This window comes from Arthrobacter sp. Leaf337, from assembly GCF_001423745.1.
In the GTDB taxonomy this organism is placed as follows: Bacteria; Actinomycetota; Actinomycetes; order Actinomycetales; family Micrococcaceae; genus Arthrobacter.
Genome location: NZ_LMPC01000012.1, coordinates 171,783 through 188,168 on the forward strand (window position 1 = coordinate 171,783; position 16,386 = coordinate 188,168).

The following is a 16,386-nucleotide window of genomic DNA, read 5'->3' on the forward strand; positions in this document are numbered from 1 at the left end:
AACAGGACCAGGCAATGGATGTGCTCATCGTCGAGGACGACGACGCCATGGCGTCCGCCCTAGACGCAGCGGTGGTTTCCGCCGGACACACGGCTTCCCGGGTTGCCCGCGGCGCTGACGCGCTCCTTGAACACCGCCGGTTCGAGGTCATCCTGCTGGACCTGGGGCTTCCGGACATGGACGGCCTCGACGTGCTGCGGAAGCTCCGCCAGGTCACAGCGGTCCCGATCCTGATCCTGACCGCCCGCGACGACGAGCGAAGCGTGGTCCTCGGCCTGCGGTCCGGAGCCGATGACTACCTCGTCAAACCGGTGAAACTGGTCGAGCTGCTGGCCCGCATCGAGGCGGTGACGCGGCGTTCAGGCCGTGCGAAGGACAGCCGGCAGCAGAGCATCGTGCTGGGGGAACTCGAGGTGGACCTCGAACGGCGCGTGGCCGCCGTCGGTCCCAAGGTCCTGCCCCTGACGGCCACCGAATTCGACCTCCTCGCCCTTCTGGCCAAGCATGCAGGTTCGGTGGTCACCCGGGAACAGATCCTGGACGCCCTGTGGGGCGACGCCTTCGTGGCGTCGTCGCGGTCCCTTGACGTGCATCTGACCGGTCTCCGGGCCAAGCTCCAACTTCCCGGTTTCATCATCAACGTACGCGGCGTGGGCTACCGGGTCGAGGCGGATCCGGCGTGAAGCTGCGTGTCCTCGGAATCCTGAGTGTGCTGTCCGTCCTCATCGTCATCTTCGCCTCCACCGCAATCCTGACCTCCGCCAGCCGGGAACTCACCCAGGAACTCCAGATCAACAGGGCGGCTGCCCTCAACAGGCTTGCGCAAGTGGCGTTCGACGCCGCGACCGACGGGGAATCCACGCAGCTGCAGGCGGAAATGGACCGATACTCGGAACTCTACGGTGAGGGGGTGCTGATCGGCCTCCAGCAGGGAACCCTTCGCTCGGGCGGGCTGAGCGAGGACAGGGCGGACGTTCGCGACGCCGTTGCCCGGGCAAAGCTGAACCTGAACGACACCACCCTCAGTCCGCTCCAGCCGTTCGGAACCGGTTCCGAGGTGATTTCGCGTTCCTTCGGCAGCGCAAGCCAGGTCCTTGGCGAGGCGGTCCTGGAGGTCAATCTGGATGCTGCCCGGCAGAAACTGCGGGAACGGTGGCTCCTCGTCGGACTGGCGGCGGCCGCTCTCGCTGCGGTGCTCCTCCTCGGTGCCGCCCGGGTGACTGGCTGGGTGCTGCGTCCTGTGCACCGCCTGAATGCCGCGGTAACGGAGCTTGAGGCGACAGGCCGGACTGGCCAGCTTCCGGAGGACGGACCGCCGGAACTGCGGGAACTGAGCCGTTCCTTCACCAGAATGGCCCGGACCGTCAGCGCCAGCATCGACTCCCAGCGCCAACTCATTGCCGACACGTCGCATCAGCTACGGAATCCTGTCGGCGCCCTGCGTCTGAGGTTCGACCTGCTGCAGCTTGAACTCCAAACCGCCCGGGAACACAAGGCTGCGGCTGGAGTCCTTGCTGAGCTGGAACGTGTGGAAGAGATCCTGGACGGCGTATTGAGGCTCGCGACCGCCGAGCACAGGGCCTTCGAAGACGCCGCCGGAGGACCGTTGGGGACCCCTTCCCGCGGGCGCCCGGCCGTCATCGATCCGTACCCGGTCCTGCAGGAGGAAACCGAACGGGCGGGACCCGCGGCGCGGCACGGCAGCTCAAAAATCCTGCTGGCGCATCCGCCGGACCCGGCGGTGCACATTGCTTGCAATGCCGCCGAGCTGGCCCAGATGGTGGGGGAACTGATCAACAACGCCATCAAATACGCACCCGGTGCCCGGATATCCGTGGCAGTCCGCGCACGTCCGGATACGGTCACCGTGGAAGTCGCCGACGACGGCCCCGGGCTTTCCGCTGAGGAACGGGCTGCTGCCACCAGCCGGTTTTGGCGCTCCCCGCAGGCCCGGGAGATCCGCGGCAACGGTCTGGGCATGACCATTGTGGACAAACTGGCGGGAGCCAACGGGGGCCGCCTGCTGCTGGCGGAAGCCTCGCCGCACGGCCTGATCGCGCGCATCGAGTTTCCGCATGCCGCAGCTTCCCACGGACCGGAGGCCCTTTCATGAGCGGCATGTCTGGCCTGGCAGCGGCCCTTCCGCCGAGGAGGGCCGTCCTCAATGCCGGCCTGGCCGCCGGCCTGGCCGCCGGGCTGGCCGGGCTGCTTATCCCGGCCCTCAACGCATGCACTGCTGAGGACCGGCCTGGCACTGTGACGGTTGCGGGAGGTGAACCGGGCGGCTTCTATCTTGAATTCGCAGCGCTGCTGGCGGAGTCCCTCCAGCGCCATGGCGTGGCCGCCAGTGCATCAGCGCTGACAACCGGCGGCAGCCTGGACAACCTGGAGCAGCTTCTGACCGGGCAGGCCACGCTCGCTGTCGCACTGGCAGATGCCGCGGCTCAAACCAGCGAGGCGCGCGGCACGTCGAACGTTGGAATCACGGCCCTCGGAAGAGTGTACGAAAACTACGTCCACTGCGTGGTCCGGAAGGCCAGCGGCATCCGCGACCTCACGGAACTGGCCGGCAGGACCGTGGCTGTCGGTGAGCCGGGTTCCGGGACATCACTCACCACTCCGCGCCTGATTGAGGCTGCCGGGCTGGCTTCCGTGGCCGTGGGCGAGTCCCCCGCCGCCGGCGTCGAAAAAACGGTCACCGTGATGAACCTCGGACTCAACGCGGGGCTTGCGGCCCTGCAGAACGGGTCAGTGGATGCGTTGTTCTGGTCCGGTGGTGTGCCGACAGCCGCCATTGCCGCCACCAACAACCAGGTCGCGCTCGCGTTCCTGGACCTCTCCCCGCTGCTTCCGAAGCTGCGGACCAGGTACGGAGCGTTCTACGACCGGGTGCTGATCCCGGAGGGCGCCTACGAGGGCATTCCGGCTGTCTGGGCGGTGGGTGTGGCCAATCTGCTCCTGTGCCGCAGTGACCTGGATGAGCGGACCGTGACGAGGACGGTCGAACTGCTTGTGGGCCATGCCGAGGAACTGATCCCCCGCTCCAGCCTGGGAGTCCAGTTCCTGAGCCCGGAATCGCTGATCAACACGGCCGGACTGCCCTTGCACCCGGCAGCCGCTGCCGCCTACCGGAAACTGCACGGTTAAGCGAAACGCTCTCTCACGTTACGCACCGAAAACCCGGGCGCTCTCTCACTTTCCGCACCGAAAACCCGGACGCTCTCTCACTTTCCCCAGGAAAGTGAGAGAGGGTTCGGGGAAACAGCGCAGGAAGTGAGAGAGCGTTTGCTCAGCTGCCTGAGTGTGCCTGCAGGAAGCTGTACACCTCGGTCTCATCCACGCCGGGGAAGGCGCCTGGCGGCATGGCGGCCAGCAGGTGCGAGTGGGCCCGCGCCGACGGCCAGGCATTGCCCGCCCATTCGGAGGTCAGCGAAGCCGGCGGCCGGCGGCAGCAGTTCTCATCCGGGCACGTGGACGTGGACCGCTCCGTGGTTTCACGTCCGCGGAACCACTTCACCTGGGCGTACGGCACCCCGACCGACAGCGAAAATTCGCCGGTGGCGGAGCGCTCGGTACGGGCGGTGCACCAGTAGGTCCCCGACGGCGTGTCCGTGTACTGGCTGTAGGCGCTGAACTTGTCCGGCACGTCGAAAACCACCCGCGACGTCCAGTTCTTGCACGACGGCTGGCCCTCTATGGCGCCGGTGTGATCCTGCGGGAACGTCACGCCGTCGTTCTCGTAGGCCTTGTAGATGATGCCGCTCTTGTGGGTTTTCTGGAAGTGCGTGCGGATGTCCAGGTGCTGGGTGGCAAGGTTGGTGAAGCGGTGGGCGGCGGTCTCGTAGGACACGGCGAAGGCGTCCCGGATGTCCTCCACGGCGATTTCCTTGGCCTGCTTGGCCTGCTGCAGGAACTCCACGGTGGCCTGCTCCGGCAGCATCAGCGCTGCGGCGAAGTAGTTCGTGGCCACGCGCTGCATCAGGAAATCCCCGTAGTTGGACGGCGTCTGGTGGCCCAGGACGTAGTGTCCCAAGGCCTGCAGCAGCACCGAGCGGGGGTCATGATCGGTGCGCTGGTTCTGCGTGAGATAAATTCGGCGGTTCTTAAGATCCGTCACGGAACGGGTCGAATGCGGCAGATCGCCCACGTGGTGGAGGCTGAAACCGAGGTGCCCGGCGATATCAGCAATGACGTGGTGGGACAGCGGACCGCTGGTGTGGCCCACCGACGCCAGGACCTTCTGCGCCTCCGCCTCGTACTCCGGGAAGTAGTTGTTCCGTTCCCGCATCATGGCCCGCAGTTCACCGTTGGCGCGGCGGGCCTCTTCCGGCGTCGCCACCTGTTCGTTGAGCCTGCGCTCCAGCTCATGCTGCAGGCCCACCATGGACTCCAGCACATCCATGGGAAGCCGCGAGCTGATGCGGATTTTCGGCAGGTTCAGGGACCCGTAGAGGGGGCTGCGCTGGTACCGTTCCAGCTCGATCTCCAAAGCCGCCCTGCGGTTGGGCGGTTCCGCCCCGAGCAACTGGTCGATGCTGACACCCAGGGCAACTGCCAGCTGCTGCAGCAGCCCGAGCTTCGGCTCGCGCTTGCCGTTCTCGATCAGGCTGAGCTGGCTCGGCGCGGTGCCGACGGCGGCGCTCAGGTCATCGAGGGTCATCGCCGCCGCTTTGCGCAGGTGGCGGACGCGCCGGCCCAGGCTGATGACGTCCAGTTCAGGGGTGGCAGGGGACGACGGCGGCGTTGCGGCTTTGCGGTTCCAGCTCGTAGGCGACATTTATTGAGCATACGCGAAGAAGTGCATTTCTTTCCATGGTTTTCCTCTAGTAACCCTCTTGAAAGTGCAGAAAAGTAGATCTCACGGAAAGAAACACCGCACCGGTCCAGCCGGTCCCCCACTGCAAAGGCGCAGGACGGGACCGGCCCGGACAACCCGGAGCACAAACAAGGAGACAAAGATGACTGCAGCATTTGAGCCCACCCAGCAGACGCCCGAGCAGCAGGCCGCCGCACTGGAGCTCGAGTGGGCCGCCAACCCCCGCTGGGAAGGTGTGACCCGGGACTACAAGGCTTCCGACGTTATCCGCCTCCGCGGCCGCGTCTCCGAAGAACACACCCTGGCTCGCCGCGGTTCCGAGAAGCTCTGGAAGCAGCTCACCGAAGAGCACAAGACCGGCGGCTACACCAACGCCCTCGGCGCCCTCACCGGCAACCAGGCCGTGCAGCAGGTCAAGGCCGGCCTCCGCGCCATCTACCTCTCCGGCTGGCAGGTCGCCGCCGACGCCAACAACTCCGGCCACACCTACCCGGACCAGTCGCTCTACCCGGCCAACTCCGTTCCCACGGTGGTCCGCCGCATCAACAACGCCCTCCTCCGCGCCGACCAGATCGAGTTCTCCGAGGGCATCCAGACGGTCGAGGACTGGATGGTGCCGATCGTGGCCGACGCCGAGGCCGGCTTCGGTGGCCCGCTGAACGCCTACGAGCTCATGAAGTCCATGATCCAGGCCGGCGCCGCAGGCGTTCACTGGGAGGACCAGCTCGCTTCGGAGAAGAAGTGCGGCCACCTCGGCGGCAAGGTGCTCATCCCCACCCAGCAGCACGTCCGCACCCTGAACGCCGCCCGACTGGCCGCCGACGTCGCCGGCACGCCGTCTGTGGTCATCGCCCGCACCGACGCCGAGGCAGCAACCCTGATCACCTCCGACGTCGATCCCCGTGACCAGGAATTCGTCACCGGCGAACGGACCCCGGAAGGCTTCTACAAGGTCCGCAACGGCATCGAACCCTGCATCGCCCGCGCCAAGGCCTACGCCCCGTATTCTGACCTCATCTGGATGGAAACGGGCACCCCGGACCTCGAGCTTGCCAAGAAGTTCGCCGAGGCCGTCAAGGCCGACTTCCCGGACCAGATGCTCTCCTACAACTGCTCGCCGTCCTTCAACTGGCGCAAGCACCTGGACGACGCCACCATCGCCAAGTTCCAGCGTGAACTCGGCGCCATGGGCTTCACGTTCCAGTTCATCACCCTGGCCGGCTTCCACGCCCTGAACTACTCGATGTTCGACCTCGCCCACGGTTACGCCCGTGAAGGCATGAGCGCCTACGTCGAGCTCCAGGAAAAGGAATTCGCCTCCGAGTCCCGCGGCTACACCGCGACCAAGCACCAGCGCGAAGTCGGCACCGGCTACTTCGACGACATCGCAACTGCGCTCAACCCGAACGCATCCACGCTGGCCCTGGTGGGATCCACCGAAGAAGGCCAGTTCCACTAACACTTCCCGTTCGACGGCGGACTGGTCACTTCCGGCCTTCGGACCGGCATCGCTCGGCCTGCTATTCCCCACGTCCCGGTTCGACCTCGCTGAGCGAGGACGGACCGGGACGCAGGGCCCCTTTTACGCAGGCTGCCGCGATACCGGCTCCTTCGGCCTTGTGCCTCGGTCACCGCAGTGCCGCTATACGCCGTCGAACTTCCCTTTCGTCTTTAAGGAGACTGAAATGAACAGCTTCACTGACAACTTCACGATCAATGGCATCACTTTGACCGCGCAGCCTATCTGCCGGCAGGGCGAAGTTCTTACTCCGGATGCTTTGGCTTTTGTGGCCAAATTGCACCGGGCGACGGCGGCACGGCGCCAGGAGCTGCTGCAGGCCCGCCGGGCCCGCCGGGCGGACATCGCCAAGGGACTCGACCCGCGGTTCCTCCGCGAAACCGAGTCCGTCCGCAACGATCCCAACTGGCGCGTCGCTCCCCCGGCCCCCGGCTTGGAGGACCGCCGCGTCGAAATCACCGGTCCGGTGGACAAGAAGATGACCATCAACGCGCTGAACTCCGGCGCCAAGGTATGGCTGGCCGACATGGAAGACTCCTCCACGCCGTCGTGGCGCAACGTCATCCAGGGCCAGCTCAACCTCACCGATGCACTGGAACGCCGGATCGACTTCACCTCCCCGGAGGGCAAGGACTACAAGCTGCGCCCGGCCGGCGAGCTGCCCACCATCGTGGTCCGTCCGCGCGGCTGGCACCTGCCGGAAAAGCACATGCTGATCGACGGAACCCCGATCGCCGGCGGCATTGTGGACTTCGGCCTGTACTTCTTCCACAACGCCCGCCGCCTGCTGGCCCAGGGCAAGGGCCCGTACTTCTACCTGCCGAAGATCGAAAACCACCTCGAAGCACGCCTCTGGAACGACATCTTCATCCTGGCGCAGGACCTGCTGGGCATCCCGCAGGGCACCATCCGCGCCACCGTGCTGATCGAGACCATCACGGCTTCCTTCGAGATGGAAGAGATCCTCTACGAGCTCCGCGACCACGCGGCAGGCCTGAACGCCGGCCGCTGGGACTACATCTTCTCGATGATCAAGAACTTCCGCACCCGCGGCCCCCGTTTCGTCCTGCCGGACCGCGTCCAGGTGACGATGACGGCCCCCTTCATGCGCGCTTATACCGAACAGCTGGTCCGCGCCTGCCACAAGCGCGGTGCCATGGCGATCGGCGGCATGGCTGCAGCTGTCCCCAACCGCAAGGACGAGGAAGCCAACGCGATCGCGTTCGAGAAGGTCCGCGCGGACAAGACCCGCGAGGCCGGCGACGGCTTTGACGGCTCCTGGGTGGCCCACCCGGACCTGGTTCCGGTGTGCCGCGAAGTGTTCGACGGGGTCCTCGGCGACCGACCGAACCAGCTGGACCGCCTCCGCGAGGATGTCACGCCGGACGACCGCGCGCTGCTGGACATTGCCTCCACCACGGGCACTATCACCGAGCAGGGCATCCGGAACAACATCGAGGTGGGCATCCGCTACATCGAGTCCTGGCTGCGCGGCAACGGCGCGGTGGCCATCCACAACCTGATGGAGGACGCCGCAACGGCGGAGATCTCCCGCTCGCAGCTGTGGCAGTGGATCTACTCCCACGCGATCACCGACCACGGCGAAATCATCACCCGCGAGTGGGTGGAGGACCTGCTGGACGAGGAGTTCACCCGGCTGGAACGCTTCGAAGGCGACCGCTTCGCCGACGCCCGGGACATCTTCGAGGAAGTCACCCTGGCCGACGCGTTCCCCACGTTCCTGACCCTGCCGGCCTACGCCCGCTTCCTGCACGAGGCACGGGACCGGTCAGAGGACCCGGTTGAGGACGCTGCGCTCGTGGCCGCATAGGCCCACGGTAGTCGAGCCGAGATTTCCGTTTGCCGGGCAACCACGCCCTTCGCAACAGGCACCCCCGAAATCCGGGGCGGCGGCCCGGCAACGGAAGCACCATTAAGCGCGAACGGACAGTTGAGGCCCCTTTTTGAGGGCCTCAACTGTCCGTTCGCGCTTTTGCGTGGGACTTAAGTGTCCGTTCGCGCTCGGCGGGGGGTGGGGGAGGACGACGACGGCGGGACCCGTCAACGGGTCCTCGGCACCTTCCGCACGGAGAGGGTGGTGCCCAAGAAGAATGCCGCCACCGAAGCGAGGATAAGCAGCAGCGGGTTGGTCCATGATCCGGACAACCCGTGGACGTAGCCGAGGAGCGTCGGCGCAGTGGCGCCAACCGAGTAGCCCACCCCCTGCACGACGGCGGACATCCGGCCGGCGGACGCCTGGTCGCGGGCCAGTTTGATGATGGCAATGAAGATGACCGTGATGCCGCCGCCCTGCGCCGCACCCCCCAGGGAGGACCAGAGCCACCACAGTTCCGGGGCCAGCAGCAGGCCAAGGGGAACGGTCAGCCACATGACGCCCAAGGTGACCGCCACCGCCGTCGTACTTGCAAACCTGGCCACCATGGGCACGCCGAGGCCGCCCACAATGGCGAGGATCTGGAAGAGCGAGGACCCTGCACCGGCGGCGGAGGGCGCCATGCCCAGTTCGTCGATCAGGAAGGTCGGCAGCCACGCCGTGACGCCGTAGTAGGAGAAAGCCTGCCCGGCAAAGCCTGCCGTGAGCCCCACAGTGATCCAGCGCGACGCCGGCCTGCCGCCGGCCGGACGGGGATTGGAGTCCTCGACGGCGGCCGGCACGAAGGCCTGCCTGCCGGCTGCCATCACCCAGAACACGATAGCGGCCACGGCGAACAGCCCGCTGGCCGCCAGCGAAAGCCGCCAGCCGGCAAACTCGGCCAGCGGCGCGGTGACCACCGAGGTCAGGAAGGATCCAATGTTCAGGGCCGCGGTGTAGATGCCCATGGCAGTCCCCTGGCGCCGCGGCGAGAAGTCACGCCGGATGATCAGGGGCACGGCGATGTTGCCGATGGTGATGGCCAGGCCGATGATCGCGGTGCCGAACAGCACCAGGACACCGTTGCCAGCGGAGCGGACTATGACGCCGGCGAGCACGCCCAGGAGGGTGAGCATGATGGCGAACTCAGCACCGAATTTCCTGCCCGCGAACGACGCGAGGGGCGCCGCCAGGGAAAAGCACAGCACCGGAATACCGGTCAGCAGCCCCAGTTCCACCGGCGAGAACCCAAGGTCCTGCTGCATCGGGCCCACCACGGGGGCGACAGCGACGAACGGGCCGCGCATGTTCAGTGCGATGAGTCCGATGCTCGCCAGCAGGATCCAGCCGCGCGGAACCCTGGCGAGGATATTCGCCGTCATGAGGCGGGCTGCGGCTGGGTGCGGAAGCTGGAAATCGGTTTCATCAATTCATTGCTATCACGGCCGCGGCAAGATGACGGGCGTTATCCCGTTGCCTGCAGGGTGGCCTCGATCACGGCAGGAGACAACACATGTTGGGTGACCATTTGGCTGGCGCCGAGGATCGCAGCCTGGTCGCCGGCCATCGCGAGCGCTATCCGCAGATGTGACGTGGCCAGCGGCAGGGACCGCCGGTAAACCACCTCCCGGACTCCGGCCATCAGGTGGTCGCCCGCCTGGCCGAGGCTGCCGCCGATCACGATCACCGACGGATTCAGCAGGTTGACCACCATGGCCAGCACGTCCCCCACGTCCCGGCCGGCCTGGCGGAGCGCCTGGATCGCCTGGAGGTTGCCCTCGCCGACGAGCCGCAGGACATCGCCGCCCTTTTCAGCAGGAAGGCCCTGGCGTGCCAGTTCCCGGGCGACGGCGGGGCCTGATGCCAGCGCTTCGAGGCAGCCGTAGTTGCCGCAGCGGCACAGGACGTCGTCGCCGCGCGGCACCCGCACGTGGCCCAGGTCTCCTGCTGTTCCGTTGGCGCCGCGCTGGAGTTCCCCGCTGCTGATGATGCCAGCACCGATGCCCGTGGCCACTTTGATGAAGAGGAAGTTGTCGTGTTCGGGCCAGTGGGCGGTCCGTTCGCCAAGGGCCATGATGTTGACGTCGTTATCCACCAGCACCGGAACCGGCAGTGAGCGCTGGACGTAGCGGACCACGTCGAACCCGTCCCAGCCGGGCATGATGGGCGGCTTCACCGGCATGCCGGTGGCGTGCTCCACCGGACCCGGCAGCCCGATCCCGATGCCGGCGAGGTCCGCGGTGGTCCTGCCGGCTTCACCGAGGAGTGCTTTGCCTTCCTCCACCACGCGGCCCAGGACCGCTTCGGGGCCGTCGGCAACGTCCTGGGCCAGGCGGCGTTCGGACAACACATTGCCACCGAGGTCGGTGACGGCAACGATCACGTGCGTGGCGCCGACGTCGACTGCCAGAACAGAGCGGGCGGCGGGGTTGAAGGCAAAGCGCGACGGCGGCCTGCCGCCGCTGGAGCTCGCCTCACCGGCGGGTCCAACCAGCCCGGAGGAGATCAGTGCGTCGATTCGGGCGGCCACGGTGGACCGCGCCAGGCCGGTGGTCAAGGCCAGTTCGGCCCGCGTGCGGGCTTTGCCGTCGCGGAGCAGCTGGAAGAGATCGCCTGCCCGGGAAAGGCTCCCGGCACCCTCGGGGGCGGTATCGGTTCCGGCGTCGGTGCCGGTCTCTTTTCCAGACGTTGGACTCATGAGTCAGTGATAGCACGAAGCGCTTATGCATGTCACGCCACCGAAAGATCGTCGATAACTTTTCAACTTTTGCTTGACGATCGACAAAAGTAGTTCTAGCTTGATGTGTGAGCGGTGTCACTGAAGCCAGGCGCCGCCGAGAAGTCACAGCCACCACGCTCCAGCTATTACAAAGAGGTAAGCAACTTGTCGAGCCAAGCACAGGCATCACCGGCCCTCCTGGGCGTCGGCATTCTGGGCGCAGGACCTGTTACCCAGGCCATCCACCTGCCGTCGCTCGCACGGTTGGGGGACATCCTTGAAGTCCGCCACATCATGGACATCGACCCTGTAGTGGCCGAATCGGTGGCAGGCAGGGTCGGAGCACGTTTCAGCACCAGCATGGACGAACTCCTCGCGGACCCTGCCGTGGACATCGTGGCCATCTGCAGCCCGCACCAGTTCCACGCAGCCCAGGTCATCGCGGCCTGCCGGGCCGGCAAGAAGGCTGTGCTCTGCGAAAAGCCGTTCGCCATGAACGGCGAAGAGGCCGCCGCGATCTCCGCCGTGTCAGCCGAAACCGGCGTCCCTATCATCGTGGGCGCCATGCACACCTTCGATCCGGGCTGGCTTGCAGCGGAAGATGCCTGGGGCGACCTGCCGGAGCAGGTGCACACTGTCCGGTCCTCCATCGTCCTTCCGCCGAACCCGCGATTTGAGGACTTTGCCACGGAGATCGTGGGCCGCGTGACCCCGCCGTCCAGTGACTCGACCGATCCGGAGGTCATCAAGGGCATGCTCACGGGCGGGGTGATGGGCCTGGCCATTCACGACCTTCCGCTGGTCCGCCGCTTCACCCCGGACTTCGCGGACGTGGAGGTCCTGCATGCTGAAATCGTGCGCCCGTTTGGCTATGTCATCTCCCTGCGGGCCGGAAACGTCGCCATCGAACTCCGTGCCGCGATGAACGCCACCTGGGAACCCGCCTGGGAGTTTGAGGCCATCGGCGACGACGCCGCCCTGAAGATCGACTTCACCCCGTCCTACGTCCAGGCCGGCTCGGCAACGGCCCGGATCCGGACGGCCGGACGAACCACGGTGCTGGGCCCCTTCGGCCACAACGGCTACGAGGGCGAGTGGCGCAAACTGGCCGAACTGGCCAGCGGCACGGGCCAGCCGCCGTCCGCCGAGACCCTGATCCATGACCTTGAGTTCGCACTGGCGATCGCCGAAGCGGCCGCAGGCCGGGTAGATACAGGCCGAGTTGATGCTGGCAGTGCCGCCAGCGGAACAACAGCAGACCAGGAGGTCAACGCATGACCACGCAGCTGTCCGTGTACGCGGATCCGCAGGCTGAAACAGCAGGTGCGGTGTCCGCCGTCGTCGCTTCCCTGCCCTTGTCTTTTGCCCCTGCCGCCCCCGCCGTTGACGCCGCACCGGCAGCGTCCGGGCCGGACGTCATCGCCGTCTCCGGCCATGCTGGCTGGACCGAACGGGCGGCCGCCGCGGTCCGCAAGGGGGCCAAGGGCATTGTGGTGTCTTCGCCGGTGGCAGAAGATCCCGCGGCACTGGTCGGTGTCGCCGAAGCGGCCGGCTCCGTGGTGGTGCTTGACCAGCCGTGGGCCGGCAACCTGGCACTGGCCGGTTCCAGCGAGAACGCGCACAGCGTCATCGCCCGTGCCCTCGAGGATGCCGTTCTGCTCGACTCGGTTGCCATTGCGGCACCCGGAACGGACCCCCGGGACCTGCTGACGGAACAGTTCTCCGTGCTGGTCCAATGCGGGATAGAGGTGCGGAACGTGCGCATGGTCCAGCGCAATGCAAACGGCTACACGGTTGCGGGAGTCCTGGCCGGCGGCGTGCCGGTCGCCCTGCAGGGCATCCTCACCTCCGCGCTGCCAGCCACCGCGAGTGTCTCGATCCTCACCTCAACCGGCCGTGCCGACGTCGTACTGCCGGACCCCGCAGCGGCTTGGCCGGCCGTGGTCCGGGCAGTAACCAAAGAAGGAGCAACGGCGCTTCCCACGCTGTACGAATCGTCCCACCGGACCAGCTGGTCGAGGATCCACGCGCATCTTTCTTCCGGGATCCCGGCCACGGACCTCGCCCAGTTCTCTACCGTCTTGTCCCTCGTCACCCAACTCACCAGCTAAACAGCCCTACCGAACCAAGCAGTTCCCGCTCTCCAGTCAGCATCCACTCATTGTCGAGAAGGGCCCGGGCATTCAGTCACTCCGGGCCCTGAAAGGAAACCATCGTGTCTACCAATCCCTCCACCGCATCTTCCGCCTTCTCCCGGCGGGGGTTCCTGGGCTTCGCTGCCGCCGCGGCCTCCGTCCCCCTCCTCGCCGCCTGTGGCGGCGGCTCCGCTTCGCAGGGCGGTGGCGGAGCAGCAGGAACCATCAAGTTCTGGGACATGCCGTGGGCCACCCCCGCCTACAACGACGCCGCCAAGAAGATCGCTGAAGGCTTCTCCGGGGCCAACAGCAAGGCCAGCTACCAGCTCATCCAGTGGAACAACTTCTACCAGACGTTCTCCTCGGCCATTGCGTCAAAGACCGGCCCGGCAGTCTCCACCGGTGGCGGCTTCCAGGCGTTCCAGTTCGAGCAGCAGGGCCAGATTGCGTACGCCGATAAGGTCTTCGAGGCACTGAAGAAGAACGGCCAGTTCGACGACTTCCTGCCCGGCGTCGTGGAGCCCTTCAAGACGGACAAGGGCTACGTGGCGGTTCCCTGGCAGTTGGACATCCGGCCGCTCTGGTACCGCAAGTCCCTGTTCGAGAAAGCCGGTGTCGAGGTTCCCAAGGACTGGGCAACCCTGCTTGAGGCCGGCAAGAAGCTGAAGAGCGCCGGCGCCGTCGGCTTCGCCACCGGCTCCGGGGCGGGCAACAACATCGGCAACCACCTCATGATCATGATGATGCTCAACAACGGCGGTGGCGTCTTCAGCAAGGAAGGCCAGCTCGATGTCATGAACGACCGCAACGTGGAGGCCGTCGAGTTCATGCTTGAGCTGGTCTCGAATGGCATTATCGATCCTGCGGCCGTCAGCTACACCACGGACAACCTCAACGCCCAGTGGAAGGACGGCAAGGCCGCGTACGGAATGTTGACGCTGGGAGTCCCCGAGCGCGTTGGCGATACCTCCGGCGACATCGTGGTGGCAAGCCCGATTGCCGGTCCACACGGGGACAAGGCCGCCCTGATCTTCCCGAACAACATCATGATGTACACCAACACGCCGTCGCAGGAAGCCTCCGAAGCGTTCGTGGTCTACTACCTGGGCCAGTTGAAAGAACTGTGGAAGCAGAAGCTCATGAACGCCCTGCCGGTGTTCAAGTCCATCACCGAGATGCCCGAATTTACGTCCGACCCCAACAACGTGAAGATCGTCAAGGAATACGTGCCGATCGCCAAGACCTTCGCTTCCCAGGGCACTGCCCTCAGCGCCGATCTCGCTGCCCTCGACGGTGGCCAGGCCCTGAACCAGTTCACCCAGACCATCCTCACCGGCAAGACCGACGCCAAGTCCGCCCTGCAGGCTTTCGAGTCCGGCCTCAAGTCCATCCTTAAGAAGTAGGCGGCCAGCACCATGTCGTCCACAACAGCACCGTCCGGCCTCGCCCGGGCCCGTAAGGGGCTTGCCCCCGGCGGGCCCGGGGGCGGGTCACCGAATCCCGGAAACCAGAATCGCAAGAGCAGGCTCAGTGCACAGACCAGCCGGACATTCTTCTGGCTCCTGCTTCCCTCAGTCATCCTGCTCGTCCTGATCCACGGCTACCCGCTCTTCCAAGCCGGCATCCAGGCCACCCACAACGGCAACCTGATCCAAACCGGTGACTTCGTGGGCATCGAAAACTTCCAGGGCGTGCTGGCATCGCCGGCGTTCTGGAAAGCCGCCCAGTTCACCCTGCTGTTCACCATCGTCGGCGTCTTCGGCTCGTGGGCCGTAGGCCTTGGGCTCGCCCTGCTGCTCCGCACGAAGATCCCGGCCGGCGGCACCTTCAAGGTCCTGTTGCTCCTTCCGTGGGTGGTCCCCATCGTGGTGTCCTCCACCGCCTGGAACTGGCTTGTTGCCACCCCGGACAGCCTCATCCCCTCGCTGTTCCGCAACCTTGGCCTTGGCACCCCGCTCTTCCTGGCGGACCCCACGCTCGCCGCCACGACCGTCATGATCTTCAAAGTCTGGGTCAGCTTCCCCTTCATGATGATGATGATCTCTGCCGCCCTGGCCTCCGTGGACAACACCGTCTACGAGGCCGCCAGCATGGACGGCGCCACGCGCTGGCAGCAGTTCAGCCAGATCACCCTCCCGCTGATCGCCCGGTCCACCTACATCAGCTGGATCCTGATGACCATCTTCTGTGTCAACGACTTCCCCACCATCTACCTGCTCACCGGCGGCGGCCCCGTTGACGCCACCACCTCCCTCGTGGTCCTGGCCTACCGTACGGTCTTCCAGGACTTTGCCACCGGACCCGGCGTCGCCATCGCGTTCCTGATGACCATGACCCTGGTGGTTATCTCCGTTCTCCTGTACCGCCAGATCCGAAAGTCGAGCGTCGAATAATGAGCGCAGTAGTCCACGCCCATCCCGAGTCCGGCCCGGTCCTCGGCGTCGCCGGCCCCGCCAAGAACAAGCGCGTCCTCTCCGAAGCCGGCCACCGCGGCCAGTGGTGGCGGTTCATCGCCATCCTGATCATCACCGCGGTCGTCCTCGTACCGATCATGGTCACGGTGGTGCTCGCGTTCACGCCCGGTCCGAACAGCACCGCTACCGGCCTGACGTTCGAGAACCTCAGCAACGTCTTCTCGAAGACGCTGGCCGCCACCTGGCTGCAGAACAGCCTCATCACCACACTCGCCACAGTGGTGGTCTCCGTAGCGGTGGCAGCACCGGCCGGCTACGTCCTCTCCCGCGGCCGGAGCAAAGCAGTCTCCGGCTACTCCCTGCTGCTGTTCGTCATGCAGTCACTGCCCGTCATCACTTCCGTGGTACCGCTGTTCATCCTGTTCGCAGCGATGGGACTAGTGGACAACCTCATGGGCCTGACCATCATCTACGTCGGCTCCACCATGACGGTCGCCACCTGGATGATGGCCGCCTACTTCGACTCCATCCCCATCAGCCTTGAGGAAGCCTCCTGGATCGATGGCTGCTCCGTCTTCGGCTCCTTCACCAAAGTGGTCCTCCGAAACTCCCTGCCCGGCATCCTCTCCACCGCGATCTTCGCCTTCCTGCTGGCCTGGAACGACTACCTTGTAGCAATCGTGTTCCTCCGCTCCAACGAGATCTTCACGCTGCCCATGGGCGTCCAGTCCTTCTTCCAGCAAAACAACACCGACTGGTCCGGAGTCATGGCCCTCGCCGTGATCATGATGCTCCCGCCCGTCATCGTCTTCGCCACCCTGAACAAATACTTCAGCGTCGGCGGCATCGGCGGCTCCCTCGCCGGCCGCTAGGCCCTGACAGCTTTTCGAGAACACCAACTCCCGCAAAG

At 65.9% G+C, this 16,386-nt stretch carries 13 protein-coding genes; 10 read left to right on the forward strand and 3 right to left on the reverse strand.

What is annotated here, in order from left to right; genetic code table 11:
* Positions 1-14 precede the first annotated feature (14 nt).
* Genes ASF98_RS09915 through ASF98_RS09925 form a run of 3 tightly spaced genes read left to right on the forward strand, consistent with a single transcriptional unit; the run spans position 15 to position 3,147 of the window.
* On the forward strand, positions 15-683 hold the full coding sequence (locus tag ASF98_RS09915; RefSeq protein ID WP_055800939.1) for a response regulator transcription factor: 669 nt from the start codon (positions 15-17) through the stop codon (positions 681-683).
* A complete protein-coding gene (locus tag ASF98_RS09920) occupies positions 680-2,113 on the forward strand; it encodes a HAMP domain-containing sensor histidine kinase (protein ID WP_055800944.1) in 1,434 nt (477 codons plus the stop codon). Before ASF98_RS09915 ends, ASF98_RS09920 begins: the two co-directional genes overlap by 4 nt.
* Positions 2,110-3,147, forward strand: a complete 1,038-nt coding sequence (locus ASF98_RS09925; RefSeq protein ID WP_055800947.1) for a TAXI family TRAP transporter solute-binding subunit — start codon at positions 2,110-2,112, stop codon at positions 3,145-3,147. Before ASF98_RS09920 ends, ASF98_RS09925 begins: the two co-directional genes overlap by 4 nt.
* 142 nt (positions 3,148-3,289) lie before the next feature.
* Here ASF98_RS09925 and ASF98_RS09930 read toward each other — a convergent pair whose 3' ends face one another.
* Complete coding sequence (locus ASF98_RS09930) at positions 3,290-4,777, reverse strand: helix-turn-helix transcriptional regulator (RefSeq protein ID WP_055800950.1); 1,488 nt, start codon at positions 4,775-4,777, stop codon at positions 3,290-3,292.
* A 181-nt stretch (positions 4,778-4,958) separates the two neighbouring features.
* Between ASF98_RS09930 and aceA the strand changes: the two genes are divergently transcribed.
* Both aceA and aceB read left to right on the forward strand, forming a co-directional pair.
* Positions 4,959-6,275 carry an isocitrate lyase gene (aceA, locus tag ASF98_RS09935; RefSeq protein WP_055800952.1) on the forward strand — a complete coding sequence of 439 codons (1,317 nt, stop codon included), beginning with the start codon at positions 4,959-4,961 and terminating at the stop codon, positions 6,273-6,275.
* A 226-nt stretch (positions 6,276-6,501) separates the two neighbouring features.
* Complete coding sequence (aceB, locus tag ASF98_RS09940; RefSeq protein WP_055800956.1) at positions 6,502-8,166, forward strand: malate synthase A; 1,665 nt, start codon at positions 6,502-6,504, stop codon at positions 8,164-8,166.
* A 230-nt stretch (positions 8,167-8,396) separates the two neighbouring features.
* Here the strand turns inward: aceB and ASF98_RS09945 are convergent, their stop codons facing one another.
* Together ASF98_RS09945 and ASF98_RS09950 are read right to left on the reverse strand one after the other, a co-directional pair.
* Positions 8,397-9,590 carry an MFS transporter gene (locus ASF98_RS09945; protein WP_055800958.1) on the reverse strand — a complete coding sequence of 398 codons (1,194 nt, stop codon included), beginning with the start codon at positions 9,588-9,590 and terminating at the stop codon, positions 8,397-8,399.
* A gap of 83 nt (positions 9,591-9,673) precedes the next feature.
* Positions 9,674-10,906: an ROK family transcriptional regulator gene (locus tag ASF98_RS09950; protein WP_055800961.1), complete on the reverse strand. Its 1,233-nt coding sequence runs from the start codon at positions 10,904-10,906 to the stop codon at positions 9,674-9,676.
* 186 nt (positions 10,907-11,092) lie between these two features.
* Between ASF98_RS09950 and ASF98_RS09955 the strand changes: the two genes are divergently transcribed.
* The 5 genes from ASF98_RS09955 to ASF98_RS09975 all read left to right on the forward strand — a co-directional run bounded on the left by ASF98_RS09955 (position 11,093) and on the right by ASF98_RS09975 (position 16,348).
* Positions 11,093-12,205 (forward strand): Gfo/Idh/MocA family protein, encoded by a 1,113-nt coding sequence (locus tag ASF98_RS09955; protein ID WP_055800964.1) that lies wholly within the window; start codon positions 11,093-11,095, stop codon positions 12,203-12,205.
* On the forward strand, positions 12,202-13,038 hold the full coding sequence (locus ASF98_RS09960) for a hypothetical protein (protein ID WP_055800967.1): 837 nt from the start codon (positions 12,202-12,204) through the stop codon (positions 13,036-13,038). Before ASF98_RS09955 ends, ASF98_RS09960 begins: the two co-directional genes overlap by 4 nt.
* A gap of 104 nt (positions 13,039-13,142) precedes the next feature.
* Positions 13,143-14,465 (forward strand): ABC transporter substrate-binding protein, encoded by a 1,323-nt coding sequence (locus tag ASF98_RS09965; protein ID WP_055800970.1) that lies wholly within the window; start codon positions 13,143-13,145, stop codon positions 14,463-14,465.
* Between the two features lie 12 nt (positions 14,466-14,477).
* The gene (locus tag ASF98_RS09970; protein WP_055800972.1) at positions 14,478-15,455 is read left to right on the forward strand and encodes a carbohydrate ABC transporter permease; all 978 of its coding nucleotides are present in this window, start codon (positions 14,478-14,480) and stop codon (positions 15,453-15,455) included.
* The gene (locus ASF98_RS09975) at positions 15,455-16,348 is read left to right on the forward strand and encodes a carbohydrate ABC transporter permease (protein ID WP_055800975.1); all 894 of its coding nucleotides are present in this window, start codon (positions 15,455-15,457) and stop codon (positions 16,346-16,348) included. Before ASF98_RS09970 ends, ASF98_RS09975 begins: the two co-directional genes overlap by 1 nt.
* Positions 16,349-16,386 lie beyond the last annotated feature (38 nt).

Bases quoted from the DNA above. Each gene is read 5' to 3' on its own strand.
- ASF98_RS09970 (WP_055800972.1), top strand. From the start codon at position 14,478: ATGTCGTCCACAACAGCACCGTCCGGCCTCGCCCGGGCCCGTAAGGGG.
- ASF98_RS09960 (WP_055800967.1), top strand. From the start codon at position 12,202: ATGACCACGCAGCTGTCCGTGTACGCGGATCCGCAGGCTGAAACAGCA.
- aceA (WP_055800952.1), top strand. From the start codon at position 4,959: ATGACTGCAGCATTTGAGCCCACCCAGCAGACGCCCGAGCAGCAGGCC.
- aceB (WP_055800956.1), top strand. From the start codon at position 6,502: ATGAACAGCTTCACTGACAACTTCACGATCAATGGCATCACTTTGACC.
- ASF98_RS09945 (WP_055800958.1), bottom strand. From the start codon at position 9,590: ATGACGGCGAATATCCTCGCCAGGGTTCCGCGCGGCTGGATCCTGCTG.
- ASF98_RS09975 (WP_055800975.1), top strand. From the start codon at position 15,455: ATGAGCGCAGTAGTCCACGCCCATCCCGAGTCCGGCCCGGTCCTCGGC.
- ASF98_RS09915 (WP_055800939.1), top strand. From the start codon at position 15: ATGGATGTGCTCATCGTCGAGGACGACGACGCCATGGCGTCCGCCCTA.
- ASF98_RS09930 (WP_055800950.1), bottom strand. From the start codon at position 4,777: ATGTCGCCTACGAGCTGGAACCGCAAAGCCGCAACGCCGCCGTCGTCC.
- ASF98_RS09925 (WP_055800947.1), top strand. From the start codon at position 2,110: ATGAGCGGCATGTCTGGCCTGGCAGCGGCCCTTCCGCCGAGGAGGGCC.
- ASF98_RS09950 (WP_055800961.1), bottom strand. From the start codon at position 10,906: ATGAGTCCAACGTCTGGAAAAGAGACCGGCACCGACGCCGGAACCGAT.